This window comes from Nonomuraea sp. B19D2, assembly GCF_040137845.1.
In the GTDB taxonomy this organism is placed as follows: domain Bacteria; phylum Actinomycetota; class Actinomycetes; order Streptosporangiales; family Streptosporangiaceae; genus Nonomuraea.
This window is the reverse complement of record NZ_JBEFAK010000001.1, coordinates 572106-595403: the sequence shown is the minus strand read 5'-3', so window position 1 is coordinate 595403 and position 23298 is coordinate 572106. Positions and strand designations below refer to the sequence as shown.

Here is a 23298-nt window from a genome sequence, read left to right as displayed (position 1 = left end):
AACCTCACGGAGTGATGGAGAGCTCGTTGCCAGACCTCGAGGCGATTCTCCTGGTCGGGGGGCAGGGCACCCGCCTGCGTCCGCTGACACTGGGCACGCCGAAGCCGCTGCTGCCGACCGCCGGGGTTCCGTTCCTGGCACACCAACTCGCCCGCGCGCGCGCTTTCGGCGTCCGCCGGATCGTGTTCGCAACCTCGTACAAGGCCTCGATGTTCGAGCCCGCCTTCGGCGACGGGGAGGCGTTCGGGCTCTCGCTGGAATACATCACGGAGGAGACTCCGCTGGGCACCGGCGGTGCCATCCGCAACGCGGCCGAGGCGCTCACATCCGGGCCCGCCGACCCGGTGCTCATCCTGAACGGCGACATCCTCTCCGGTCATGACATCGGCGAGCAGGTGCGCACTCACCTCGCACGGCAGGCCGCTGTAACGCTCCATTTGACAGAAGTGGACGATCCCTCGCGGTTCGGGTGCGTGCCGACCGACGAGACGGGGCGGGTGACCGCGTTCCTGGAGAAGACGCCCAACCCGGTGACGAACCGGATCAACGCCGGCTGCTACGTCTTCAGCCGGTCGGTGATCGACTCGATCCCCCGGGACGAGGTCGTGTCGGTGGAGCGGGAGACGTTCCCCGGGCTGATCGAGTCGGGCGAGCTGGTGCTGGGCTACGCGGACCGCACGTACTGGCTCGACGTCGGCACGCCGGCGGCGTTCGTGCGGGGGTCGCGCGACCTGGTGCTGGGGCGGGTGTCGTCGCCCGCGCTGCCCGGGCCGACGGGCGAATACCTGGCGCTGGAGGGCGCTCGGGTCTCCCCGGAGGCCAAGGTGCAGGGCGGCACCGCGGTCGGCGCGCGAGTCGTCATCGAGGCGGGGGCCACGGTGGTGGGCTCGGTGCTGACCGACGACTGCGTCATCGAGGCGGGCGCCTGCGTGACGGACTCCGTGGTGGGCCGAGGGGCGCGGGTCTGCGCGGGCACGGTGGTGAGTGACGCGGTGATCGGCGACGGCGCCATCGTGGGGCCGGGCAACGAGCTGCAGAACGGCGTGCGCATCTGGCCGGGCGTCGAGCTGCCCGAGCGCGCGATGCGTTACTCGAGCGACGTCTGACGCCCCCACCCACCCTGAGCGGAACCCCGAGCGGGGAATCCAGGACGCTCCAAGTTCCCTGTGGAATCGGTCGTTCTCCGTCCACGCGAGGGACAGGAGCCGTGCGGGCGGGATAGTCTGTTGCGGGTCGGCGACGCAGCGCGACACGGAGCCGAGAGGCCACCGTTGGTCGTGCTGTCGTCGTGTTCCCCGGCCCCGAGCGAAGCTGAGCGACTCCCCTGTGTCTGACACCAGATTTTCCCCACCGGTCACGACTCCGCGGAGCCCCGAGGAGGAGGTCGGCGGCCCCGCCCAGACGGGAGCCCGCTGGCCGCTGCCGGAGGAGGCGTTCTGGAGTGAGGCGGCCGATCCCCACGGGATCGCGCCAGGTGAGCTCACCGAGCCTCAGCCCGTGGTGAAGGTCGACGAGCCGCGGCAGGCGGCGGACGAGCACCCTCGTCCGCAGCTGCGGACGGCGACGCAGGACCGGCCCCAGCAGCAGCCGGTCGAGCGCCCTCGGCAGCAGCAGAAGACGGTCGAGCGTCCCCAGCAGCAGCCGCAGAAGGCGGACGAGCGCTCCCGGCAGCAGCCGCGGACGACGGTGGGCGACACGCCTCAGCAGCAACCACAGCCGCAGCTGGAGCCCCAGCAGCCCAAGCGCAGGCGCGACCCGTTCCTCGACAACGTCAAGTTCGTGCTGATCGCGCTGGTGGTCATCGGCCACTCGCTGGTGCCGACGCTCTCCGCCGACTCCGCCAGGGCCCTCTACATCTTCATCTACACGTTCCACATGCCGCTGTTCGTGCTGATCAGCGGCTACCTGTCGCGAAACTTCTGGAACTCCAACGCGAAGACCAACAAGCTGGTCGACACGTTCCTCGTTCCGTACGTGATCGTCGAGGTCGGCTACGCCCTGCTCCGCGTCTCCGTGGGCCAGAAGTGGAGCCTGACGATCATCGACCCGGCGTGGCTCAACTGGTACCTGCTGGCGCTGCTGTTCTGGCGGCTGTCCACGCCGGTGTGGAAGCGGATGAAATATCCCGTGCCGGTCGCGATCGCGATCTACCTCTTCGCGGGGTTCTCGCAGATCGAGGGCGACTTCAGCATGGACCGCTTCTTCGGTCTCATGCCGTTCTTCGTGATCGGCCTGGTGATGCAGCCCGAGCACTTCGAGATGCTCAACCGGCGCTGGCTCAAGGTCGTGGCGGTCTTCACGATGCTCGGCGCGGCAGCGGTGGCGATCTACGTCGCGCCGAAGGCGCCGCTCGACCCGTTCTACTTCAAGGCCAGCTTCCAGGACCTCGACCTGTCCTGGTATATGGGCCTCGGCCTGCGCGCCGGGCTGCTGGTGTGCGCGCTGGCCATGTGCTTCGCCGTCCTGGCGCTGGTGCCCAGGGGGGAGACGTGGTTCTCCGACCTCGGCACCCGCACGCTCTACTGCTACCTGCTCCACGGCATCCCCGTGCTGGTCGCCAAGGAGATGGGCTGGCTCGAGCTGCCGTGGCTGTTCGGGCCGCTCGGCGTGCTGGCGATCGCCTCCAGCGCGTTCGCGCTGGCCATCGTGCTGTGCCTGCCGGAGACCCGGACGATCTTCAAGTGGGTGCTTGAGCCCCGCCTGACCTGGCTCTATCGTCGCCCCTCACGAAGTTAAGCGACCGTTTCACCCGCATTTACGCCTTTGACCTGGTAAGCGCGGAGCATCGACACATGCGCGCTTGTGTCGCCACGACCGTCCATCATCCCGAGGACGCCCGGATCATGCACCGGCAGATCAGGGCGCTGCTCGACGCGGGCCACGAGGTCACCTACGTCGCGCCGTTCACGTACTTCAACGTGACCCCCGCCATGGGGCTCACCGCGATCGACGTGGCGCGGCACGCCTCGTACGGCAGGGCGCGCGTGGCGCTCAGACGCGGCGTGAAAGACGCGGACCTGCTGATCGTCCACGAGCACCGACTGCTGCACGCGCTGCCCTACAGGCGCCCTCCGGTGGTCTGGGACGTACGCGAGCAGATCACCCCCAAGCAGTTCGCCCGGGCCGGGAGACGGCACCAGGTGATCACTCCCGCGGTGGTGCCCGAGGCGACCCTGGTGTCGCCCAGCCCGCCTCCTCCCGGCGACACCAGGGTCGTCCACATCGGCCGCCTCTCGGCCGAGCGCGGCGTGTCGGAGCTGATCGGGCTCGCCGAGCGGCTGATCCCGCACGGCGTCAGGCTCGACCTCATCGGCGCCGCCGCCCACGACGTCCGGCCGCTCCTGCGCGACGCGCAGCGGGTGGGGCTGCTCGACTGGTTCGGGTACGTGCCCAACCGGCACGCGCTGCGGATGGCCGAGGGGGCGCTGGCCGGTCTGTCGCTGGCCGACGACACGGTGCGGACGTTGCCCACCAAGATCATGGACTACATGGGACGCGGGCTGCCGGTGATCACGACGCCCCAGGGGGCCGCGCTGGTCGAGGCCACCGGGTGCGGGCTCGTGGTGCCGCTGGACGTGGATGCCGTGCTGAACGCCGTACTGGACCTGAAGGAGGACTCGGCACGGCGGGTCCGGCTGGGCGCGCTCGGCCACATGGAGGCCCGCCTGCGCCACCACTGGCCGGACCACGCGGCCGCCTTCGTACGCCGCGCCGAGTCCTGGGCCGGCCTCCTCGCCCACGCCCTGGCGGTCTGATCCACCGCCCGCCCCGCACCCTCCACGGAAGGACATCGGGGGCGTGAATGGCGACAGGACCGACAGGTTGATGTACTGGGAGGCATGGCAACGCATCTCATCCAGGGCCGCACGGTGGCCATGCCGGTGCGGGTGCGGGACGCTGAGGTCTGCAGCGCCTCCTACGCGGTACGCGCCGACGCCGCCAGGGCGGTGATCGCGTACTCCGGACTCGACGTGGCCGAGGTCATGCCCGGCAAGGCCGTCTGCGTGCTGCTGTTCGTGGACTACCGCGACGGAGACCTCGACCCCTACCACGAGTTCGGCATGGCGTTCCTGGTGCGCCCTCCAGGCGTTTCAGGGACCCGCGGGCTGTGGGATCTGCGGCAGGCCGGGGTGTTCGTGCACTGGCTGCCCGTGGACCAGCCGTTCACGCTGGAGGCCGGGCGGACGCTGTGGGGGTTCCCGAAGGAGCTGGCGGACATCGAGCTGCGGCTCGGCTCGCCGTACAAACGGTGCATCCTGCGCAGGGACGGCAGGCTGGTGCTGGACATGCTGATCAAGCCGGGCATGCCCGCGCCGGGCGCCACGGTCATGGCGCCGCTGGACGCCTACACGCACCGCGACGGGATCACGCGGCGCATCCCCTGGTCCGTACGTGCCCGCGGCGCCAGGATCCGCCCCAGCGGCGCGCTGATCCGCCTTGGCAACCATCCCATCGCCAAGGAGCTGAGCGAGCTGGGGCTGCCCAAGCGGGCGATGTTCACCAGCACGATCGCGCGGGCCGCGATGTCCTTCGGGGAAGCCGTGGAAGTTTGAGTCAGACGATCGGCGGGCGGCCGAGCTTGACCATGCGCCAGGCGGTGCGCCAGGCCATGGGCCGCCGCTCCCCCGCCGGAGTGCGCAGCCCCTCGAAGAACCCGGCGAACCACGCCTTGAGCGCCTCGCCAGAGCCGCGCTCGCGCACGAGGGTGAGCACGACCCAGTTGGTCAGGTAGAGGAACGCCAGCGGCCACGGCAGGTTGCGCCGCGCCAGCCAGACCCGGTTGCGCGCGTTGAGCCGGTAGAACTGGGCGTGCCGCGTCGGCGGGACCTGCGGGTGGTACATCACCGTCTCGGCGTCGTACTCGATGCGGTAGCCCTCGCCCAGCAGCCGCCAGGCCAGGTCGGTCTCCTCGTGGGCGTAGAAGAACCGCTCGGGCAGGCCGCCCACCTGGAGGAACGCCGAGCGCCTGATGGCCGAGGCGCCCCCGAGGAACGTCGTGACCGCCGAGGAGCGCTGCGGGTCGCCCGCCCGCAGGCGCGGGACGTGGCGCCGCTGGCCGATGCCGCCGTCGGGGTCCATCACCCGGAAGGAGATCACGGCGAGGTCCGGCTCGGTGGCGAAGCGGTCGCGGACGTGCGCGACGACCTTCTGGCTGGCATACCAGCCGTCGTCGTCGAGGAACAGCACGACGTCTCCCGAGCACTCCTCCACACCCCGGTTACGGCCTGCGGGAATGCCCGTGTTCCGGTCGAGCCGGATCGATTTCACGACCGCGGCCGACCCCTCGGGTGGCGTCGCCGACAGTTCGGGCACGTCGGCGCCGTTGCCCACGATCACCACCTCGACGTCGCCGTCGATCTGGTTGAGCGCGGACTCGACTGCCCGGTTCAGCTCCGCGACCCGGTTGCCCATGGTGAGGATGACGCACGAGATCTTCAACGAATCACTGTCCTGACGCGTTGAGAGCACGAGCGGAGCATTCTTTCATGATCACCGAGTCTGCTGGTCTGCATGTAATGGAAAGGCTGGAGCTAAGCGTATCGGAACCGGCACTGAACCCCCACCGAACGGCGGACGTCCGATCAATACGACGGACGGGGACCTCCTCCGGTTCCGACATGAGATCACGCCAGCCGCTTCGACGCGAGGATGCTTACCAAATGCAGGACAACCTGTAGGCATGCCGCGACGAAACAGGCGACGACCAGCACCCGCGTCGCCGTCAGGCCGTCGGTGAACGGGTCGATGACCGCGGCCGCCAGCGCGAGCAGGGACAGCTCGATCGGCTGCACGATCCGGTGGAACTTCGTCGCGGACAGCACCCGCCTGCCCAGCCCCAGCAGCCCGGAGCGGAACTGCCCCACGGACGCCTCGGTGGCGGCCGACAGACCTCCCTTGGCCCGCGCCACCTCCACCAGGTCGGTCTCGGCCTTGATGAGGATCGCGCCGAGCGCGCCGGCGAAGCCCAGCACGGTGTACCAGTCAGGCAGGACGGCCGACGCCCGCCAGCCCAGGCCGACGAGCACCGCGGCCTCGGCGAAGTAGGCGCCGACGCGGTCGAGGTAGACGCCCACAAGCGAGGTCCGCCCCGTCCAGCGGGCCAGCTCGCCGTCGGAGCAGTCGAGCAGCAGGTAGACCTGGATCAGCAGGGCGGCGGCCACGGCGGCCCACAGCCCCGGCAGCGCGAGCACGACCCCGCCCGCGATCCCGGCCACCGTCATCACCCAGGTGAGCTGGTTGGGGGTGACGGACGTCTTGGTCATGAGCCAGGTGACGTAGATGGACAGCTGGCGCATGTAGAGCACGCCCGCCCAGTGCTCGCCGTTCCTGCGCTCGAGGTGGCCGGCGGGCTGGGCGACCCGCCGCAGCTCAGCTACCGAAGGCCCGGACATAGTCCCCCACCCGATCGTGGATCTCGGAGTCCTGCATGCGCAGGTGCTCCAGGATCGTGTAGCGGCCGGGACGGGTGCTCGGCGCCAGCGCGACGGCCTCGGCGAACTGCTCGCCGCTCAGCCCGATGTCGGCGGGCACGACGGGCAGCTCGTGCCGGCGCAGGCAGTCGACGACCTGCGCGACCCGGGCCTCGTCCTCCCTCAGGAAGAAGCAGAAGGCGGCACCGATCCCGGCGAGCTCGCCGTGGTTGGAGGTGCCGGGGAAAAGCTGATCCACGGCATGAAGGATCTCATGATCTCCACCGCTCGCGGGCCGGGAGGAGCCCGCGATCACCATGGACATGCCGGACAGGATCAGGGATTCGGCCAGCACGGTCAGGAACGCGTCGGACTCGATGGAGTCGCTGCGGCCGATGAGCGCCTCGGCGGCGGTGCGGGCCATCGAGCAGGCCAGCCCGTCGATGGGCTCGCCGCGCTCGATGTTGCCGAGCTGCCAGTCCTCGATGGCCGACAGGTTGCTCACCACGTCGCCCACGCCCGCTCTGACCAGTGACTGCGGCGCATTGTGCACGAAGTCGAGGTCGACCAGGATCGCCAGCGGCATCGGCACCCCGAACGTGCCCTTGCCCCCCTCGTAGATCAGGGAGGCCGTGGGAGAGCAGATGCCGTCGTGGGAGAGGTTGGTGGCCACCGCGACCATCGGGATGCCGGCCAGGGAGGCGGCGTATTTGGTGGCGTCGATCGTCTTGCCGCCACCGACGCCGATCACCACCTCGTAGGCGCCCTTGCGCAGGTCGGCGCCGAGCGAGACGGCCGCGTCGACCGAGCCGTCGGCCACCCTGAACACCTCGGCCTCGTCCAGCTGGGGCGCGATCAGGCTCTCGATGTGGTCGCCCTGCCCGGGGCCGACGGCCACGGCGACCCGGCCCGAGGTCGCCACGCGGCTGTCGGCCAGCAGGGCGCCGAGCTCCGCCACCGCGCCCCGCCTGACCTGCATGGTCAGGGGCGCCGGCAGCATCCTCGCTAGAAGCGGCATCCGCGCCCCCTCAGTAGCGAACGGCTATGGTGCGAGCCTTGGCCAGGTCGTCGTGGTTGTCCACCTCGACCCAGTCGACCTCGCCGATGGGCGCGGTGTGGATCACTTCGCCGCGCGAGACCATCTCCTGGTAGCCGTCCTCGTAGTAGAGCTGGGGGTCGCGCTCGAAGGTGGCCTGCAGCGCGTCGGCCAGCCGCTCGGCCGCGCCGGGCCTGATGAGGGTGGCGCCGATGTACTCGCCGTACGCCTCGGCCGGGTCCATCAGCTTGGTGATGCGCCGCAGCGCGCCCTCGGGCGAGAGCGTGACCTTCATCTCCTCGTCGGCCAGCTTCTTCACGTTGTCGACGGCGAGCAGGATGTCGCTCGTCTCGGGAGCCGACAGCAGCGTCTTCTCGACCGAGACCGGGTGCACGGTGTCACCGTTGACCAGCAGCGCGCCCTGGGAGAAGTAGTCGCGGGCGCACCACAGGGAGTAGGCGTTGTTCCACTCCTCGGCCTTGTCGTTGTGGACGAGGGTGAGCTTGACGCCGTGCCGCCGCTCCAGGGCCTCCTTGCGCTCATGGACGGCCTGCGCCGCGTAACCGACGACGACCACGACCTCCCGCAGGTCCACCTCGGCGAGGTTGCGCAGCGAGATGTCCATGATCGTGGTTTCGCCGTCAACCGGCACGAGCGCCTTGGGCAGCGTGTCGGTGTACGGCCGCAGGCGTCGTCCGGCTCCAGCGGCCAGAACCATTCCCAGCAACGTGCACTCCTAGGTCGAGCATGACTTCGTGGGTCCAAAGAGTATTCGTCTTTTGACCCTCTGCGGGTAATCCGGGGTTAGTCTTGCGTTCCCGCATCGGCCGCTTCCACCCCGGGCCGGGGCGCGGCCAGCCAGCACGTCAGGCTCTCCCAGCCGAAAAGCACCCACAGGTAGAGCGCGAGCAGCACGTAGCCGGCCGTCAGCCAGCCGGAGAGGGCGATCAGCGAGACCGCCATCATCCGCCCGTCCCAGCCGAGGCCGAACGTGGCCAGCCACGGCGGCGGGTAGACGCGCTGCCGCAGCCGATAAACAAGATCATAGTGGTGAAACGCCAGCGCGCCGAGCAGCAGGAAGATCAGCACGGGGTGCAGCCCGTGCGCGAACCCGCATGCCGCGACGAAGCTGTACTCGATGAGCCGCAGGATCGGCGGCACGAGCCAGTCGAACCTGCCGTCGTGCGCGTGCGTGCTGCCCGGCCCGGCCAGCAGCAGCGTCACCGCGGGCGCGAACACCGCGAGCCCGTCCGTGCCCGCCACGCCCAGCATCAGCAGCACTCCGGTGACGAACGTGCCCGCGATCACCGGCGGCAGCGGCGGAAGCTGCCCCGCCACGAGCAGGCCCATGGCGCGCGAGAGGGGGCCGTCGTCGCGGTAGGCCACGACCGTGCCGTTGGGGACGGGGTTCATGTGGGTCGAGGTCACCGTGCCGACCTCGCGATCCGCCCGCCGAGCTGGTAGAGGGCCGCCACGCCGCCCCAGCAGAGCAGGGACAGGAACGTGACCCTGGCGTTCCAGATCGCGGCGGTGATCGCGATCAGCGCCGTCCGCTCACCGACGGGCAGCACGATGATCTTCTTGAGCCAGCGGACGACCGTGTCACGCTCCATTTTCTGGGCGAACCGGAGCACGCCCTTGGCCCGCCCGCCGTCGGCCGGCTCCAGCAGGGAGCGCGCGGGGCGGCCCCACAGCGCGCCGACGCGGGCCGCGTCGGCGGCGGCCCCCGCGTACGCGAAGTAGACGGCGTGCCGGACGACCTGGAGGACCATGGCGGCCACGGCGAGGTGCCAGATGCCGGCGCCGCCGAAGCCGATGGCCAGGCCGACGTAGACGACGTATTCCTTCAGCCTGTCGGCCATGCCGTCGGCCCAGGCGCCGAGCGGCGAGAACGCGCGCGTGTAGCGGGCGAGCTGCCCGTCGAGGCAGTCGAGCGCGAACGACAGGCAGAGCAGCAGCGCCCCCGCCAGCCGGCCGCCCTGCGTGCCCGCCGAGAACCAGACGGCGGCCAGCCCGGCCAGGCCGATCGAGGCGCCGGTGACGGTGTTGGGGACGACCTTGAGCCGGACCGCCGGCCTGATCAGGTGGCGCGTCCAGGTGGAGACGAGGAAGGTGGCGAAGAAGCCGTCGTTCTCCTTGACCGAGAGGTCGAGCCTGACCCTGGCCTCGTCCACCTCGGCCAGCCTGGTGACGGCGGCGTCGGCGGCGTTCTGGCCGGCCACCCGGTCGGCGTGCAGCGGCCCGAGCCCGGCCGCCCGTACCGCCACGCCCGACCTGACCAGCCCGACCAGCAGCAGGTCGACCGCCTCTACGGGGGTGACCGGGCCCAGCTTGCCCGTGTCGGCCAGCTCGGCCAGCTCCTCCGCGATGTCGGCCAGCGAGGCCAGGTCGGACTCGCCCGCCTGCAGCACGCCCCTGAACGTGGCGTTCGCCTCGGGGACGACGTGGAACGAGCTGCCCGCGGCGACGATCCTGCCGCCTTCCACGCGTACGGGCGGCCGCATGGGCGCCGCTGTCGCGTCGTGGGAGACCAGGGCCGCGGTGTCGCGGGCGGGGTGGTCGAGCAGCAGCGCCAGCGCCTCGGTGTGGGCCACCAGGTCGGCGGGGAGCACGGCCACGGCGCCGGCGGAGATGCGGGCGATCTTGGCGACGCCCCGGAGGTCGGCTCCGAGGCCGCCGCCCGGGGCGACCACCTGGATCTCGTGTACGGGCAGCGTGGCGAGCTGGTCCGTGACGCGGTCGAGCAGCGTGCCGCCGGCACAGGAGAGCTTGCATGCCGGGGTCGTGGCGAGCAGGACGGCCGACGTGGCCGCGCTCTCGCGGGTCAATGAGTCGGGCAAAGCGCAGGTCTCCTCCCGGTCGCACGGGAGCCGCGTGGCTTGGGGGTGCGTGCGTAGCCACAGCGTAGCGACAGGTCAAGCCGATATCACGGAACGAGACCGTTACGCGTAGGAGTGGCGCGGCGGCCGGGGTCGCCTGCGGGGCCGGAGCTTCAGGAGGTGCGCTCGAGCCGGCCGACTCCGCCGAAGAGAGAGGTGGTGCGGGGCGAGCCGTCATCCTCCGGGTGCCAGTCGCACGGGCGGACCAGGCCGGGTTCGACGAGCTGGTAACCGTCGAATATGCGGTAGATCTCCTTCTCGCTCCTCAGCACGAGGGGCACCGTCGCACCGGCGAACCCGGCATGCCACCCCTCCTGCTCCTTCTGCGACATGCCGTCGGTGGTCAGGTGGGAGATCGCCACGTACGAACCCGGCGCCTGCCGTTCGCGGAAGGCCGCCACGATCCTGGAGGGGTCCTCGGCCGGGGTGACGAAGTGGAACACCGCGACGAACAGCACCGCGATCGGCTCGCCGAAGTCGAGGAACCCGTTGACCCGGGCGTTGTCCAGGATGGTCTCGGGCTTGCGCATGTCCGCGGTGACGATCCTGGTGGAGTCGTCGGCCAGCAGCGCCCTGCCGTGCACGGCGACGATCGGATCGATGTCGACGTAGACGACCCGCGAATGGGGGTCGGCCTCCTTGGCGATCTGGTGGGTGTTCCGTGCGGTCGGCAGCCCCGAGCCGACATCGAGGAACTGGCGGATGCCGCACTCCTTCGACAGGTACCGCACCGCGCGTCCGAGGAACCGGCGGTTCTCCAGGGCGGTGGAGCGCACCCGGTCTTCGCCGATCACCTGGTAGAGCTTCGCGTTGGCCGCCCTGTCCACCTCGAAGTGATCCTTGCCGCCCAGCGCCTCGTCGTACATGCGCGCGGCGGTGGGGACACCAAGCGGGATGTTCGGGGTGCTTTCGGTCGTCATACGATCTCCTCGGCGCGTCCGCACAAATCCAAGATCAAGATAGCAAACCGGACAGCGCCCGTTGACTCTTGCCCGGCCGACCTGGCTTACGCTGCCGATATGGATTCACGGTTGCGGTCGGTCGGGGTGCTTCTCGCGGGCGGCGTGGGGCAGCGGATCGGGCTGGACAAGCCCAAGCAGCTCATCGAGGTCGCGGGGAAGACGATCATCGAGCACTCCCTGGCGGTGTTCCAGGAAGCGCCGGAGATCGACGAGATCGTGGTGCTGATGACGCCGGGTCACACCGACCGGATACGCGAGATCGTGACCAGGGGCGGATACGACAAGGTCAGCAAGGTCGTGGACGGGGGCGCGAGCCGTACCGAGAGCACGTGGCTGGCGCTCCAGGCGCTGGGCACCGAGGAGTGCAACGTGCTGCTGCACGACGCCGTACGCCCCCTCGTGGAGCCCAGGATCATCACCGAGTGCGTCAAGGCGCTGGAGAGGCACCGGGCAGTCAACGTGGCGATCCCCAGCTCCGACACGGTCCTGGTCGCCGTCCCCGCACCCGACGGCGAGGTGATCGGCGAGGTGCTGGACAGGGCGGTGCTGCGGCGCAGCCAGACGCCGCAGTGCTTCCGGCTCTCGGTGATCCGCGAGGCGTACGAACGCGCGCTCGCCGACCCCGACTTCGCCGCCCGCCCGGCCACCGACGACTGCGGCGTGGTGCTGCGTTACCTGCCCGGCGTGCCGATCCACCTCGTGCCCGGCAGCGAGCACAACATCAAGGTCACCCACCCCGTCGACCTGCGGATCGCCGAGCTCCTCTTCCAGCTCACCTCAACTCCGTCGATCTCCGACTTGCCCTGATACGTCGCAGACGTTCGCGTGGACGGCGCTTGACCCGCCGATTGTTACCGTGCGATCACATGAGGAGACTCATCGCGATCGCGGCCCTGCTCGGCAGCTACCCCGTGCTGCTGGTGTCGGCCCTCTGGCCGGCGCCGGCGGTGTTCGGGGTGGTCGCCGCGCTCTCCTATGTCGTGGAGTACGTGGCCGCGCGCACCGCCAGGCCGCTGCCCGACGTGCTCGACCGGCTGCATCTGGGGGTCACGCCGCGCTTCGCGGCCAGGGAGACCATGGCGCTGCTGCTGGTGGCGCGGACCGCGGGAGTGGACCCGCCGTGGTTCGTGGCGCTGGCGGCCGGGATGTTCGCGATCCACGTGGTGCGGGCCGGGCACACCGGGCTGGCCCTGCGGCTCAAGGGCATGCTCAGCAGGATGCCGGTGACCACCCGCAACCTCGACGTCTCGGCGCTGCGCATCCCGAAGATGCCGCCCCCGTCGCTGCGCGACAGCCGCAGCATGCGCTTCCTCTACCTGGACGCCCTCCCGGTGCTCGGCGCGGCCGCCGGCGCCGAGCCCGCCGCCATCGGGGCCGCTCTGGCGCTCGTGCTGGGCACCGCCGGGGTGCTCGCACTCCTCCCCTACGTGCGGCGCGCCGCCCCGCTCACCGACAAGGCCAGGGTGCTGGCGGTCGTCGGCGAGCAGGTCGAGAGGTACCGCCCCGAGGTCATCCTGTACTTCTCCGGCGCCACCGCGGCCGCCTACCAGGCCAGGATGTGGCTGCCCACGCTCGAGCGCATCAGCCGGCGCGCCATCGTCGTGCTGCGCGAGCGCGGCATGGCCAGCCACCTCGACTCGACCACGCTGCCGATGGTGTGCATCCCGTCGTCGGCCGACCTGATGAGCTTCCGCGCCCTGTCCAGCGCCAAGCTCTGCCTGTACGTCTCCAACGTCGGCAGGAACGTCCACATGCTGCGCATCCCGAACCTGCGCAGCGCGTTCCTCAACCATGGCGACAGCGACAAGGAGGCCTCGTTCAACCCGTTCTCCCGGGTGTACGACGAGGTGTGGGTGGCCGGGCCCGCGGGCCGCGACCGCTACCGCCGGGCCAGGGTGGGCGTCAGGGACGAGAACGTCCACGAGGTCGGCCGGCCGCAGCTGGAGGGCATCTCGACGCGGGGGCCCGGGCTGCCGTACCGCACCGTCCTGTACGCCCCCACCTGGGAGGGCTGGAACGACGACCTGTTCCACACGTCGCTGATCACCATGGGCCCGCGCATCGTGCGGGCGCTGCTCGACCACCGGCCGCGGCTGCGCGTGATCTACAAGCCGCACCCGCTGACCGGCCACCGCGACAAGCGGGCGACCCGCGCCCACAAGAAGATCGCGGCCATGATCGAGGCCGCCGAGCTGGCCCAGTCGAAGGCCAGGCACCCGTCGCGGGCGTCCGGGGAGGCGCCGCGGATCGAGCATCTGATCGTCACAGGGCCCGAGCCGCACCTGTATGACTGCTTCAACCAGTGCGACCTGCTGATCAGCGACATCTCCAGCGTCGTGGCCGACTTCCTGGCCAGCGAGAAGCCGTACGCGGTGACGAACGTCGCGGGCCTGCCCGAGCCGGCCTTCCACGAGCGTTACCCGAGCACCGAGGCGGGCGTGCTGCTCGGGAAGGACCTGGCCGGGCTGGCGGACTTCCTCGACGGGGAGGACACGCTGGCCCGGGCCAGGGTCAAGCTGCGGAGCTATCTGCTCGGCCCGGAGTCTCCGGACGCGCTGACCCGCTTCAACGCCGCCGTGGAGCGGGTGTTCGCGGGGTCATGAGCCGGGCGGCCTGGCCAGCTTCTTCGGGCTCGTCAGGAAGCCCCAGCCCCAGGAGCAGTGCATGGTCGCGTACACGATGGGCAGCCGCAGCAGCGCTCCCGCGGGCAGCCCGCCGCCGGTCAGCACCGAGCCCGCCGCTATGGCGGCCACGTAGCCTCCAGGGACGATGAGCGACCAGGGGAAGAACGGCGCGACGAGCAGCCCGAGCAGCATGGCCAGCACCGCGGCGGGGGGCGCGAGGTAGCGCAGGTTGATCGTGCCCTCGTGGGTGCGCGAGACCACCCGCCGCCACCTGCCGTAGTGGAAGTACTGCTTGGCCAGCGCCTTGACGTTGGGCCGGGGCCGGTAGGAGACCCGCATGCGCGGCTGGAACCAGACCAGGCCGCCGCTCTGGCGGATGCGGTGGTTCATCTCCCAGTCCTGGGCGCGCTGGAAGTGCTCGTCGTAGCCGCCCACCCGGTCGAGCGCCGAGCGGCGGAAGACGCCGAGGTAGACGGTGTCGGCGGGGCCGGGGGTGCCGCCCACGTGGAAGGCGGCGGCGCCCACGCCGATCTTGGAGGTCATGGCGCAGGCGACGGCCTGCTCGAACGGCGTGATGCCCTCGGCCGCCATGATGCCGCCGACGTTGTCGGCGCCCGTCTCCTCCAGCGTCTCGACCGCGACGCGCAGGTAGTCGGGTGGCAGCATGGCGTGGCCGTCCACCCTGGCGACGATGCCGTTGCGCGAGGCGCCGATGGCGGCGTTGAGCGCGTTGGGCGTGCGGCCGGTCGGGTTGGGCACCACGATCACCCGGGGGTCGGCCGCCGCGATGGCGTCGGCGACCTCCTGGGTTCGGTCTTGGGACGGACCCACGGCGAGCACGACTTCGATCTCACCTGGGTAGCTCTGGGCGAGTACCTGGTCGACGGCCTCGCGGAGGTGCCGCTCCTCGTTGAGGACCGGCATGACGACGGAGATGGGGGGCCAGGCGCGCGTTGTCTCCGCGGGCGCCTGCGGCGAGTCGGGGAACTGCTTCATGGCGGGGCTCACGCTACTGTACGACCAGGGGAGGAGGGCAATCGAAAGCCCGATCCTCCGGGGTGACAAGAGGGGGACGGCATGCGCGAAGGGGGAGGGCAGGTAACGGGCGAGGAGGACGCCGGTGTGCTCGTGGGCGGCGACGCCTACGGCGGCGTCAGACTCACGCCCACCCGCCCCCGCAAGCCGCTGAGGAGCGCCAAGGCCCGCCGGCGCAACGTGCTCGTCGCCGGTTTCGTGTCCACCGGGATCCTGGTCACCACCGGCGTGGTGTGGGCGACTCCGCGGCAGATCGGCACCGTCGACGCGGGCGTGTCCGCGCCCTCGGCCCGCGGCGCCGAGAACATCCTGCTGGTCGGCATCGACAAGCGCGACGACCTCACCCGCCAGCAGCAGAACCAGCTCAAGCTGGGCCGCGAGTCCGGCCAGCGCACCGACACCATGATGGTCATCCACCTGTCGGAGGACCACAAGCGGGTCACCGTGGTCAGCCTGCCGCGCGACACCTGGACGACGATCCCCGGCAAGGGCGATCACAAGATCAATTCGGCGTACCAGCTCGGCGGGCCCAAGCTCACCAAGCAGACCGTCGAGGCCGCCACCGGGCTGCAGATCAACCGCTACATCGAGGTGAACATCCTCGGCTTCATCGACGTCGTCGACTCCCTCGGCGGCGTCACCGTCTGCACGCCCGTGCCGATCAACGACCCCAAGACCGGCCTCAACCTGCCCGCGGGCACCCACCAGCTCCAGGGCGTGCAGGCTCTCGGCTACGCCCGCACCCGCGCCACCGCCCGCTCCGACCTCGACCGCATCGACCGGCAGCAGCAGGTCATCTCGGCCCTGCTCAACCGGGCGCTCAGCGCCGGCACGCTGGCAAACCCGGCCAAGCTGGCCGCGTTCGTCAACTCCACGCTGAGCACGGTCAAGGTCGATCCCGACGACGGGCTGCTCGGCCTGGCGACCCAGCTCAGGGACGTCTCGCTCGAGGACGTGAAGTTCGCCGACGTGCCGCTGACCAACGTCGACTTCAAGGCGCCCACGGGCGAGTCGGCGGTGCTGTGGGACAAGCAGGCCGCCCGCGACATGTTCACCAGGATCAACGCGGACCAGGACCTGGCCAAGCCCGCCACCCCTTCGCCTTCCCCCAAGCCGACGAACACCGCCATCGCGCCGAAGAGCATCACGCTCAAGGTCAAGAATGGCACGCTCATCACGGGCCTCGGCGCCCGCACCAAGGCGGGGCTGGTCGCGTACGGCTTCAAGGTCCCCGGCGAGCCGGGCAACACGACCAAGAAGGACTACAAGAAGACGATCATCCGGTACGGCGCGGACCGCGAGGACGCCGCGAAGCTCGTGGCCGCCGCCATCCCGGGGGCGGAGCTACAGAAGGCGGACATCCAAGGCATCGAGGTGATCGTCGGCAGTGACCAGCCGAAAATCGCCAAACCGAAGACGACCTCCATACCATCCCCAAAGCCGAGTGTTACAAGTACGACTAAGACGGCAATGGAGAACATATGTAAGCAATAACTATAACGATCGGCGTTTCGGGGCAGGTGACGGCCCATGGTGGTCAGGTCGTGGCGGGAGGACCCCTGTACGGTGCTGCACGTGGTGGGGGACCTCGACGTGGCGGGGGCGCCCCGATTGCGGGCCGAGCTCGAGCAGGCCATGGCGGCCGCCGACCCGCTCAACCTCGTCGTCGATCTGACCGAGGTCCCGTTCTGCGACTCCGTGGGCCTCGGCGTGCTGGTGGCCACGCTCAACCACGTCCAGCGTGCGAAAGGCCGCCTGATCCTCGTGCTCGCCCCCGGCATGATCCGTCACCTGCTGATGATCACCAACCTCGACCGGCACTTCGAGACGAGCGGATCCCTCGGAGAGGCCCGCTCGGCCTTCGGCAGCGCGGCCTGAGCCTGGCGGGGCGGCCCGGCTGACCGGATCTGTGCGAGAACATGGTCATGTCATCGTGGGCACCCCTCGCACGGCCGCATGAAGTCGTGGGAGCGCCCCCTCAGGTGCGGAGGCTTGCACGTTGTTCGACCAGTTCCCCGAGCCAGGGCGCTCCCAGCTCGCGGCCGCCCTCGACGAGGGCAGGACCCGGCCTGAGTGGTGCTTTGTGGAAGGGCAGGCCCGCCTCGCGTTCTGGGCGCCCTTCGCCGGCTCGGAGCCGGTGATCATCTGGCAGTTCGATCCGGGCCCCGACCCCGCGGCCGCGGCCGAGCTGCTGCGCCGGAGCCTGCGGACGATGGGGCTGAGCAAGATAATCCACGACATCGCACTCAAGCCGGGCCTCGATCCTGTCGTCGATCGCGCCGTCGAGCACGAGGCCCTGACCCTGGCCGGGTTCGCCATGGAGGTCGAGCGGCTCATGCTCGAATGGGTGAGCGGCAGCGACATCCCGCCCGACCCCGGCCGTCTGACGTACCACCCGGCGCGCCAGATGGACAGGGCCGAGGTGATCGACATCCTCGTCCGCATCTCCGAGGGCTCGCTCGACTACGACACGCGGATCGAGGTGGCCACGGCGGGCGCCGAGCGGGAAGCCCGATGGATGTACGACGACCTGATCAGCCGGAAGGCCAAGCCCGACTGGTTCGTCATCGGCTACCTGGGCGACTCCCCCGTCGGCCTGGTGGCCCCCGACGACCACTCGATCGCCTACATCGGCGTCGTGCCCGAGCATCGCGGCCACGGCTACGTCAACGACCTCCTGGCCAGGGGCACCCGCACCCTGGCCGAGGCCGGCCTGCAGCGCATCGTCGCCGCCACGGACGTCGCCAACGTCCCCACTGCCGACGCGTTCCTGCGTGCTGGATACTCGGAGGTCGGCCGGTTGTTCCGCTACTACTGGAGGGCATCGTGAGACTTGGAGTCATGTTCGACCGGGACCTGCCGCCCGAGCAGCTGATCCCCTTCGCCAAGGCGCTCGACGAGACGTCCGTGGACGACCTCTGGGTGGTGGAGGACCTCGGGTGGACGGGCGGCATCTCGGCGGCCGCCACCGCGCTCGCCGTCACCTCCCGGCTGCGCGTCGGCATCGGCATCACGCCCGCTCCCCTGCGCAACCCGATGCTGCTGGCGATGGAGCTGGCCAACCTGGCCCGGGTGCATCCCGGCCGGCTGGCCGCCGGGATCGGGCACGGCGTGGGCGACTGGATGCGCCAGGTGGGGGCCGCCCCGCCGTCGCCCCTGGCCCTCCTGGAGGAGACCATCACAGCCGTACGCGCGCTGCTGCTCGGCGAGACGGTCACCCTGCACGGGAAGTCCGTGCATCTGGACGGCGTGTCCCTCGTGCATCCGCCGGCCGTGCCGCCGCCCGTGCTGGCCGGGGTGAAGGGGCCGCGCTCGCTCGCGCTGTCGGGCCGGGTCGCCCAGGGCACGATCGTGCCGGAGGGCGTCGGACCCGCGCACCTGCCGGGGATCCTCGACCAGATCGGCGCGGATTCCGACCACGAGCTGGTGGTCTTCACGTTCCTGCACACCGGGGCCGACTTCGAGGAGGTCACCCGTCCGATGGTGGCGGGGCAGGCGGGCTTCCTCGGGGTCGCACCCGAGGAAGTGGTGATGGCCGCGGGCTCCGCCGAGGCGGCGGCCGAGCAGGTCAAGGCGCTCTGGGCGGCCGGAGCCGGCACGGTGGCGGTCCGGCCGCTCGGCTCGGACCCGCTGCAGCACGTCACGGCGCTGCTCGCGGCCCTCTGAGCTCGAGCAAGCAGCCTGCGCCCGCCCGCCAATGGCCGAATGGCCGAGGGCGGGCGGCCGGCGCTCGGTCGGATGGTCGATGGCGAGCCGCCGATGCTCGGCCACGATCGTCCCCATGAGACGAATCGTGGTAGCACTCGCTGTTGCGTTGGCGGCCACCGGATGCGCGGTGGACCTGGAGGCAGAGGAGGCCCACTCCGCCCAGTCGTTCCCGTTGACCGGCACCGCTCTCAAGATCAGGTCCGCCCTGGGCGGCGTGCGCGTCCTCCCTGGCACCGCCGGCCGGGTCGAGGTGGAGCGCTGGGTACGCGGCAAAGCCGCCGACGACGGCAACGCCACCTGGTCCCTGCGCGAGGACACCCTCCGTCTGGGCGCCGACTGCACCATGGTCTTCGGCGACTGCGGCGCCCGCTACCACGTCAAGGTCCCGCCCGGCGTACGGCTGTCGATCGACGCGGCGGACGGCGTCATCCTGAACGGCCTCACCCAGGAGGTGGACGTGTCCAGCCGGGACCGCATCCAGGTCTCGGGCACCACCGGAAAGCTGCGGCTGCGGAGCGAGGGCCCGGTGACCGGCGACGGGCTGAAGTCGACGGACGTCAGGTGCCAGACGTCGGACGGAGCGATCGACCTGACGTTCGCCGGCCCGCCCACCGCCCTCGACCTGCGATCCCGGGAGGGCAGAGTGACGGCCACCGTGCCCGCGGCCTCCTACGCGATAAGTGCCCGCAGCAAGGAGGGCACCGAACGTTCCGAGCTCAAGCACGACGCCAAGAGCCCCAACACCATCACGGCCAGCAGCAACTCGGGAGACGTCCGGATCCTCGTGGCCAGGTGAACCGCTCTACTCCCAGATGGCGGCGTAACGCCCGTTCTCCGCGTTCACCTGGACCGGGGACAGCCCCTTGGCCTTGAGGTCGTCGAACCGCTTCTGGTAGCCGGCGGAGGTCATGTCGATGTAGTGGGCCCAGGACTTGTCGCCGTCCTTGCGCCACACCGCCGTGTACGTGCCGTCGGGCGCCACGGCCACCTTGACCGGCCGCAACCCCTGCTTCTTCTGGGCGTAGAAGGCGGCCTCGTGCTGCTCCCTGGTCCTGCCGTAGGTGCAGTACCAGGCTCCGCGCCGGTTGGCCGTCCACACACCCACGTACCGTAGGTCGTCCGAAGCCCCGTACACGTCGACGGAGGTCAGCGTGAGCCCCTGGTCGGCGGCCTGCTTGTTGGCGGCGCCGAACTGGTCGGGGGTCAGGTCGGACCTGGCGACGAACTTCCCGCTCCTCTTCTCGAAGACGGCCGTGAACACCGGCGAGTCGGCCGGCCCGGTGGCGGAGACGGAAACCGGCTGCACCCCTTCCCGCAGCCCCTTGTCGAACTGCTGCTGGAACTCGTCGGCCGACATGCCCTGCCAGACGCCCCAATTGGACGGAGAGCCACCCTTGACCCACACGGCCGCATATCGCTCACCGTCGGAAACGTTTACCGTAATCGGGCGGAAGCCCTGATCCCTGAGCTGACGGACCCGCTCCACGCTCTGGGTGGCCGTCAGGCCGTGATAGGCGACCCAGGCCGGACGCGCCTGCGCGCCGGCCGCGGGCGCCACCACCGCCATCGGAGCGGCGAGTCCGATCAGCAAGGTGACGGTCTTCCTCGTGGCCCGCATGACCCTCCCACACAGAATTGCTTTGCTCGTTCGCGAGGACGAGACTGCATTGCCCCTTCGCGAGGCCCGACCCTAACAGCCATGACTGCCGGTCCGCTGGCAGCCCGTCGAGCGCGCGGCAACTGTCCTTTCTGCGGCAAATCTGAGGTCACCCCGGGCTCAAGAGCCGTGCCTCCGGAGGCGGCTCGCCGCCCCCGGAGTTCCTCAGCCTCAGCCGACCTTCTCGAACGGGGTCGGCGTCTGCCCCGTCCAGCGGTAGAGCTGCGCGTGTCCGGTGTACTTCTTGACCCCGTTGTCGGTGACCGTCCCCGACTTGGAGACGTAGTAGCGGCCTCCGCCCAGCGAGATCAGGCCGTACTCGCCGGTGAACTCCCATCCCCTGACGCCGGAGGCGTCGTGCTGGAGCCCGCCGGGCGCCAGCGTGAGCAGCCGGCCCCGCTCGGGCTGCGGCTGCCCGACGATGTCGCCCTCAGCGGGCCGCGCGCCGCCGTCCACCATGAAGAAGGAGTAGTTGGGGAACTGCGGCTTCTTCCCCTTGTAGACGGCCATCATCCAGTTGCCGGTGTGCTCGTCCCACTCGAGGTTCTGCACGCCGTACGTGGTGTTGCCGGTGTAGGCGAAGTACTTGCCGTCCGTCTGCTCGGGGCCGCTCTTGTGCGGGTCGCTCTCGGTGAGCGGCTTCTCGTACTTCTTCCACTGCTGGATGTCGTACTGGAGGAGGACCTGGTAGTCGTTGTCCTGCCTGCCGACGTTCGAGTAGATGCCGTACGCGACGGTGAGCAGCTGCTTGCCGTGCTTCTTGCCGAACTCCGGCCCGAAGGACACGCCGTCGATGCCGCTGCACCCGTACCGGTGGTCGGGCGTATTGGCGATGTTCCCGTCGAACTTGCCGTCCCCGTTCATGTCGGCCGTGTAGTCGGCGACGACCTCCTTGAGGTAGACCGTCTTCACCACGCCGGTGGTCTGGGCGTCCATGTTCGGGCTGGTGATGCGGTCGACGTCGAAGATCGCGATGTAGAACGACTCCTGCTCCTTGTACTCCAGGGAGCCGTACACGCGGCCGTCCCTGGCGTTGAAGTCGAGATCGCCGAGGTGCCCGGTGAAGCCCGCAACCGACCCGATGAGGTTGCCCTTGAGGTCGGTCTTGACGAGGACGTTGGTGAACGAGAAGTACATGTACCCCTTGCGCCGGTCGATGGCGATGCCCTGGACGTGCCCTTCGGCCCAGGCGCCCCCGTTGATCTCGGCCGGCAGCTCCCGGGGGCGGTCATCGGCGGTGGCTGGGGCGGCTAGCAAGCCGAGCGAGGCGGTGGCGACCACGGCGAGCGTCAGGACTTTGCGCATGTTGCGGTACCCGTCTTCGGTTAAGGAACAGACCGAAACCAGACGCTATACCGATCGAATGCCGCTGTCTGACATATAAGTGAACCAGCAGTGAAAGACCCCCAAACTGCCCATTCAGGTCCTTATGGGTGGCGGCGCCCAGTTCTACCTCGAACCCGCCCTTGTCCTCTGGCAGCCTCGCCGCCCATCCCGTGCCTCCATCCGGTCGTGGGCCGAATGCTAACGATCTGGGCGACGTGCCGCGAGGCTTCACTGATCCCCCAACCCGTATCCGCCGTGCCCCGAGCCTCCCGGCCGAAATCAGTGGCCGGATGCGGACAGCTTCGGCCGCCAACCCCGAAATGGCAGCAATCGTCCCATTGATGTCACGTTCCATCTCGAGCCTTTTGGAGCCGCAGTGCTCAAGCGTCTACTCGCGGCGGGCGGCGTCGCGGCCGTCTTCCTGCCGTTTGCCCCTACGTCCGCCATGGCCACGACCCCGGTCGTTCAGATCGCCAAGGTGTACTACGACTCGCCGGGGTCCGACCGGGGCGGCAACGTCTCCCTCAATGGCGAATACGTGGTGCTGCGCAACACGTCCAAGAAGAGCATCCAGCTCGAGAAGTGGATCCTGCGGGACGAGACCGGCTACAAGTACCGGTTCCCGAGATTCATCCTCAAGCCCGGCAAGTCGGTGACCGTGCGCTCGGGCCAGGGGTACAACAGCACAACCACCTTGTACTGGGGGCGCAAGTGGTACGTCTGGAACAACGACGGGGACACGGCAAGCCTCTATCGAAGCAGCGACCTCAAGAAGATCGACACCTGTAGCTGGGGGCGCGGCGGCATCTCCACCCGCTGCCAGTAGTCCGGCACGACGCAGAGCACCGCTCCCACGGAATCGGGCGCTTTGCCGGCGGCCTGGCCGCGCCCGAGTCGAATGATCTTTGGTCGGGGCCATTCGAGTTCCCCGGATGGCCCCTGGCCCCTCATTGACCGGATTGCAGCTGAGCAAGCCCCTCAAGCTGCCGGACGACCTGCTCTGTCGGAACACACGTGTCGATCTCCATGGTCGCGGTTGCTCGCAGCAGAGGCTCGACAACGCGAAGGTTCTCCAGGATGGCCTCTCGTTCCTCCGGCCGCTTGCCATACGGATTGTTGGTCCGGGCCATGACCCGAGCCAACAGCACCTCCGCGGGCGCGCTCAGCAACACCACGTGGTCGAACTGCGAGTAGAACTTCCCCTGGTTCATCGAGCAGCCGGCCACGAACAAGCCGCCCTCCCTGTGCCCAGCGAGCAGATCTGCCATGGCCTCCTCGCGCCATACCCAGTCCGACGACCCGTCCGGGAGGGTGATCCAGTGGCTCCACTGGCCGTAGTCCGTGTCCACAACCCGGTACCCGCGTGAGCCCAAGATCTGCAGAGCAGTCGATTTGCCAGTCCCTGACATTCCCGTGATCAAGACCCTTGGCATGGCGATTACCCTAAGCGCCATCGGCTCTCGCCGTTTCTCGCTGGTCTCGGCCATCCCACGGAACAGTGACGGAACTGAGGTGCCTGGAGCGAGGACCGGATACCTGTTGCCTCGCCTCCGACGAGCGTGCCGGGGATACCCCGAGGTGTGGAGCCGTGATCGTGGCCTCGTCGAGGTCGATTCTCCTGGCCAGCCGGTACGGACGCCGTAGGGCAGTCCTGCCGTGGT

At 69.8% G+C, this 23298-nt stretch carries 23 protein-coding genes; 12 read left to right on the top strand and 11 right to left on the bottom strand.

Going from position 1 to position 23298, the window contains the following annotated elements:
• The first annotated feature begins 26 nt into the window (after nt 1-26).
• The 4 genes from manB to ABN273_RS02910 all read left to right on the top strand — a co-directional run bounded on the left by manB (nt 27) and on the right by ABN273_RS02910 (nt 4553).
• Complete coding sequence (gene manB, locus ABN273_RS02925; protein WP_502910916.1) at nt 27-1106, top strand: mannose-1-phosphate guanylyltransferase; 1080 nt, start codon at nt 27-29, stop codon at nt 1104-1106.
• A 220-nt stretch (nt 1107-1326) separates the two neighbouring features.
• Nucleotides 1327-2736: an acyltransferase family protein gene (locus ABN273_RS02920; protein WP_349447017.1), complete on the top strand. Its 1410-nt coding sequence runs from the start codon at nt 1327-1329 to the stop codon at nt 2734-2736.
• 56 nt (nt 2737-2792) lie between these two features.
• Nucleotides 2793-3755, top strand: coding sequence for a glycosyltransferase (locus tag ABN273_RS02915; RefSeq protein ID WP_349447016.1), 963 nt, complete (start codon nt 2793-2795; stop codon nt 3753-3755).
• An 84-nt stretch (nt 3756-3839) separates the two neighbouring features.
• The gene (locus ABN273_RS02910; protein WP_349447015.1) at nt 3840-4553 is read left to right on the top strand and encodes an acetoacetate decarboxylase family protein; all 714 of its coding nucleotides are present in this window, start codon (nt 3840-3842) and stop codon (nt 4551-4553) included.
• A 1-nt stretch (nt 4554) separates the two neighbouring features.
• On the opposite strand, the gene ABN273_RS02905 is transcribed toward ABN273_RS02910, so the two are convergent.
• The 7 genes from ABN273_RS02905 to ABN273_RS02875 form a co-directional block, all read right to left on the bottom strand.
• The gene (locus tag ABN273_RS02905; RefSeq protein WP_349447014.1) at nt 4555-5439 is read right to left on the bottom strand and encodes a glycosyltransferase family 2 protein; all 885 of its coding nucleotides are present in this window, start codon (nt 5437-5439) and stop codon (nt 4555-4557) included.
• A 185-nt stretch (nt 5440-5624) separates the two neighbouring features.
• Nucleotides 5625-6392, bottom strand: coding sequence for a CDP-alcohol phosphatidyltransferase family protein (locus ABN273_RS02900; RefSeq protein ID WP_349447013.1), 768 nt, complete (start codon nt 6390-6392; stop codon nt 5625-5627).
• Nucleotides 6370-7410, bottom strand: a complete 1041-nt coding sequence (locus ABN273_RS02895) for an iron-containing alcohol dehydrogenase family protein (RefSeq protein ID WP_349447179.1) — start codon at nt 7408-7410, stop codon at nt 6370-6372. Before ABN273_RS02895 ends, ABN273_RS02900 begins: the two co-directional genes overlap by 23 nt.
• Before the next feature lie 28 nt (nt 7411-7438).
• Nucleotides 7439-8173 carry a phosphocholine cytidylyltransferase family protein gene (locus tag ABN273_RS02890; protein WP_349447012.1) on the bottom strand — a complete coding sequence of 245 codons (735 nt, stop codon included), beginning with the start codon at nt 8171-8173 and terminating at the stop codon, nt 7439-7441.
• Nucleotides 8174-8250: 77 nt separating this feature from the next.
• On the bottom strand, nt 8251-8874 hold the full coding sequence (locus ABN273_RS02885; RefSeq protein WP_349447011.1) for a DUF5941 domain-containing protein: 624 nt from the start codon (nt 8872-8874) through the stop codon (nt 8251-8253).
• Nucleotides 8871-10286 (bottom strand): CDP-alcohol phosphatidyltransferase family protein, encoded by a 1416-nt coding sequence (locus ABN273_RS02880; RefSeq protein ID WP_349447010.1) that lies wholly within the window; start codon nt 10284-10286, stop codon nt 8871-8873. The genes ABN273_RS02885 and ABN273_RS02880 overlap by 4 nt, the downstream gene beginning before the upstream one ends.
• Before the next feature lie 152 nt (nt 10287-10438).
• Complete coding sequence (locus tag ABN273_RS02875; RefSeq protein ID WP_349447009.1) at nt 10439-11245, bottom strand: SAM-dependent methyltransferase; 807 nt, start codon at nt 11243-11245, stop codon at nt 10439-10441.
• Between the two features lie 99 nt (nt 11246-11344).
• Here ABN273_RS02875 and ABN273_RS02870 point away from each other — a divergent pair, with 99 nt between their 5' ends.
• Together ABN273_RS02870 and ABN273_RS02865 are read left to right on the top strand one after the other, a co-directional pair.
• Complete coding sequence (locus ABN273_RS02870; protein WP_349447008.1) at nt 11345-12094, top strand: IspD/TarI family cytidylyltransferase; 750 nt, start codon at nt 11345-11347, stop codon at nt 12092-12094.
• Between the two features lie 59 nt (nt 12095-12153).
• Entirely contained in the window at nt 12154-13890 is a 1737-nt protein-coding gene (locus ABN273_RS02865; RefSeq protein WP_349447007.1) for a CDP-glycerol glycerophosphotransferase family protein, read from the top strand.
• Here ABN273_RS02865 and ABN273_RS02860 read toward each other — a convergent pair.
• Nucleotides 13885-14949 carry a glycosyltransferase family 2 protein gene (locus ABN273_RS02860; RefSeq protein ID WP_502910927.1) on the bottom strand — a complete coding sequence of 355 codons (1065 nt, stop codon included), beginning with the start codon at nt 14947-14949 and terminating at the stop codon, nt 13885-13887. The two genes, ABN273_RS02865 and ABN273_RS02860, sit on opposite strands and share 6 nt — an antisense overlap.
• A 39-nt stretch (nt 14950-14988) precedes the next feature.
• Between ABN273_RS02860 and ABN273_RS02855 the strand changes: the two genes are divergently transcribed.
• The 5 genes from ABN273_RS02855 (at nt 14989) to ABN273_RS02835 (ending at nt 19450) form a co-directional block, all read left to right on the top strand.
• Entirely contained in the window at nt 14989-16440 is a 1452-nt protein-coding gene (locus tag ABN273_RS02855) for an LCP family protein (RefSeq protein WP_349447005.1), read from the top strand.
• 36 nt (nt 16441-16476) lie between these two features.
• Nucleotides 16477-16824 carry an STAS domain-containing protein gene (locus ABN273_RS02850; RefSeq protein WP_349447004.1) on the top strand — a complete coding sequence of 116 codons (348 nt, stop codon included), beginning with the start codon at nt 16477-16479 and terminating at the stop codon, nt 16822-16824.
• A 121-nt stretch (nt 16825-16945) separates the two neighbouring features.
• A complete protein-coding gene (locus tag ABN273_RS02845; RefSeq protein ID WP_349447003.1) occupies nt 16946-17776 on the top strand; it encodes a GNAT family N-acetyltransferase in 831 nt (276 codons plus the stop codon).
• The gene (locus ABN273_RS02840) at nt 17773-18612 is read left to right on the top strand and encodes an LLM class flavin-dependent oxidoreductase (protein WP_349447002.1); all 840 of its coding nucleotides are present in this window, start codon (nt 17773-17775) and stop codon (nt 18610-18612) included. Before ABN273_RS02845 ends, ABN273_RS02840 begins: the two co-directional genes overlap by 4 nt.
• A 115-nt stretch (nt 18613-18727) precedes the next feature.
• Nucleotides 18728-19450, top strand: a complete 723-nt coding sequence (locus ABN273_RS02835; RefSeq protein WP_349447001.1) for a DUF4097 family beta strand repeat-containing protein — start codon at nt 18728-18730, stop codon at nt 19448-19450.
• 6 nt (nt 19451-19456) lie between these two features.
• Here the strand turns inward: ABN273_RS02835 and ABN273_RS02830 are convergent, their stop codons facing one another.
• Both ABN273_RS02830 and ABN273_RS02825 read right to left on the bottom strand, forming a co-directional pair.
• A complete protein-coding gene (locus ABN273_RS02830) occupies nt 19457-20272 on the bottom strand; it encodes a hypothetical protein (protein WP_349447000.1) in 816 nt (271 codons plus the stop codon).
• A gap of 210 nt (nt 20273-20482) precedes the next feature.
• Nucleotides 20483-21616: a hypothetical protein gene (locus tag ABN273_RS02825; protein WP_349446999.1), complete on the bottom strand. Its 1134-nt coding sequence runs from the start codon at nt 21614-21616 to the stop codon at nt 20483-20485.
• Nucleotides 21617-22013: 397 nt separating this feature from the next.
• On the opposite strand from ABN273_RS02825, the gene ABN273_RS02820 reads away from it, so the two are divergent.
• Nucleotides 22014-22463: a lamin tail domain-containing protein gene (locus tag ABN273_RS02820; RefSeq protein WP_349446998.1), complete on the top strand. Its 450-nt coding sequence runs from the start codon at nt 22014-22016 to the stop codon at nt 22461-22463.
• A 121-nt stretch (nt 22464-22584) separates the two neighbouring features.
• Here ABN273_RS02820 and ABN273_RS02815 read toward each other — a convergent pair whose 3' ends face one another.
• Nucleotides 22585-23124, bottom strand: coding sequence for an AAA family ATPase (locus tag ABN273_RS02815; RefSeq protein WP_349446997.1), 540 nt, complete (start codon nt 23122-23124; stop codon nt 22585-22587).
• Nucleotides 23125-23298 lie beyond the last annotated feature (174 nt).

Excerpts from the sequence above, each read along its gene's own strand:
- ABN273_RS02855 (WP_349447005.1), top strand. The coding sequence starts at position 14,989 with ATGCGCGAAGGGGGAGGGCAGGTAACGGGCGAGGAGGACGCCGGTGTG.
- ABN273_RS02915 (WP_349447016.1), top strand. The coding sequence starts at position 2,793 with ATGCGCGCTTGTGTCGCCACGACCGTCCATCATCCCGAGGACGCCCGG.
- ABN273_RS02870 (WP_349447008.1), top strand. The coding sequence starts at position 11,345 with ATGGATTCACGGTTGCGGTCGGTCGGGGTGCTTCTCGCGGGCGGCGTG.
- ABN273_RS02910 (WP_349447015.1), top strand. The coding sequence starts at position 3,840 with ATGGCAACGCATCTCATCCAGGGCCGCACGGTGGCCATGCCGGTGCGG.
- ABN273_RS02835 (WP_349447001.1), top strand. The coding sequence starts at position 18,728 with ATGAGACGAATCGTGGTAGCACTCGCTGTTGCGTTGGCGGCCACCGGA.
- ABN273_RS02850 (WP_349447004.1), top strand. The coding sequence starts at position 16,477 with ATGGTGGTCAGGTCGTGGCGGGAGGACCCCTGTACGGTGCTGCACGTG.
- ABN273_RS02895 (WP_349447179.1), bottom strand. The coding sequence starts at position 7,410 with ATGCTGCCGGCGCCCCTGACCATGCAGGTCAGGCGGGGCGCGGTGGCG.
- ABN273_RS02815 (WP_349446997.1), bottom strand. The coding sequence starts at position 23,124 with ATGGCCGAGACCAGCGAGAAACGGCGAGAGCCGATGGCGCTTAGGGTA.
- ABN273_RS02865 (WP_349447007.1), top strand. The coding sequence starts at position 12,154 with ATGAGGAGACTCATCGCGATCGCGGCCCTGCTCGGCAGCTACCCCGTG.
- ABN273_RS02830 (WP_349447000.1), bottom strand. The coding sequence starts at position 20,272 with ATGCGGGCCACGAGGAAGACCGTCACCTTGCTGATCGGACTCGCCGCT.
- ABN273_RS02900 (WP_349447013.1), bottom strand. The coding sequence starts at position 6,392 with ATGTCCGGGCCTTCGGTAGCTGAGCTGCGGCGGGTCGCCCAGCCCGCC.
- ABN273_RS02875 (WP_349447009.1), bottom strand. The coding sequence starts at position 11,245 with ATGACGACCGAAAGCACCCCGAACATCCCGCTTGGTGTCCCCACCGCC.
- ABN273_RS02825 (WP_349446999.1), bottom strand. The coding sequence starts at position 21,616 with ATGCGCAAAGTCCTGACGCTCGCCGTGGTCGCCACCGCCTCGCTCGGC.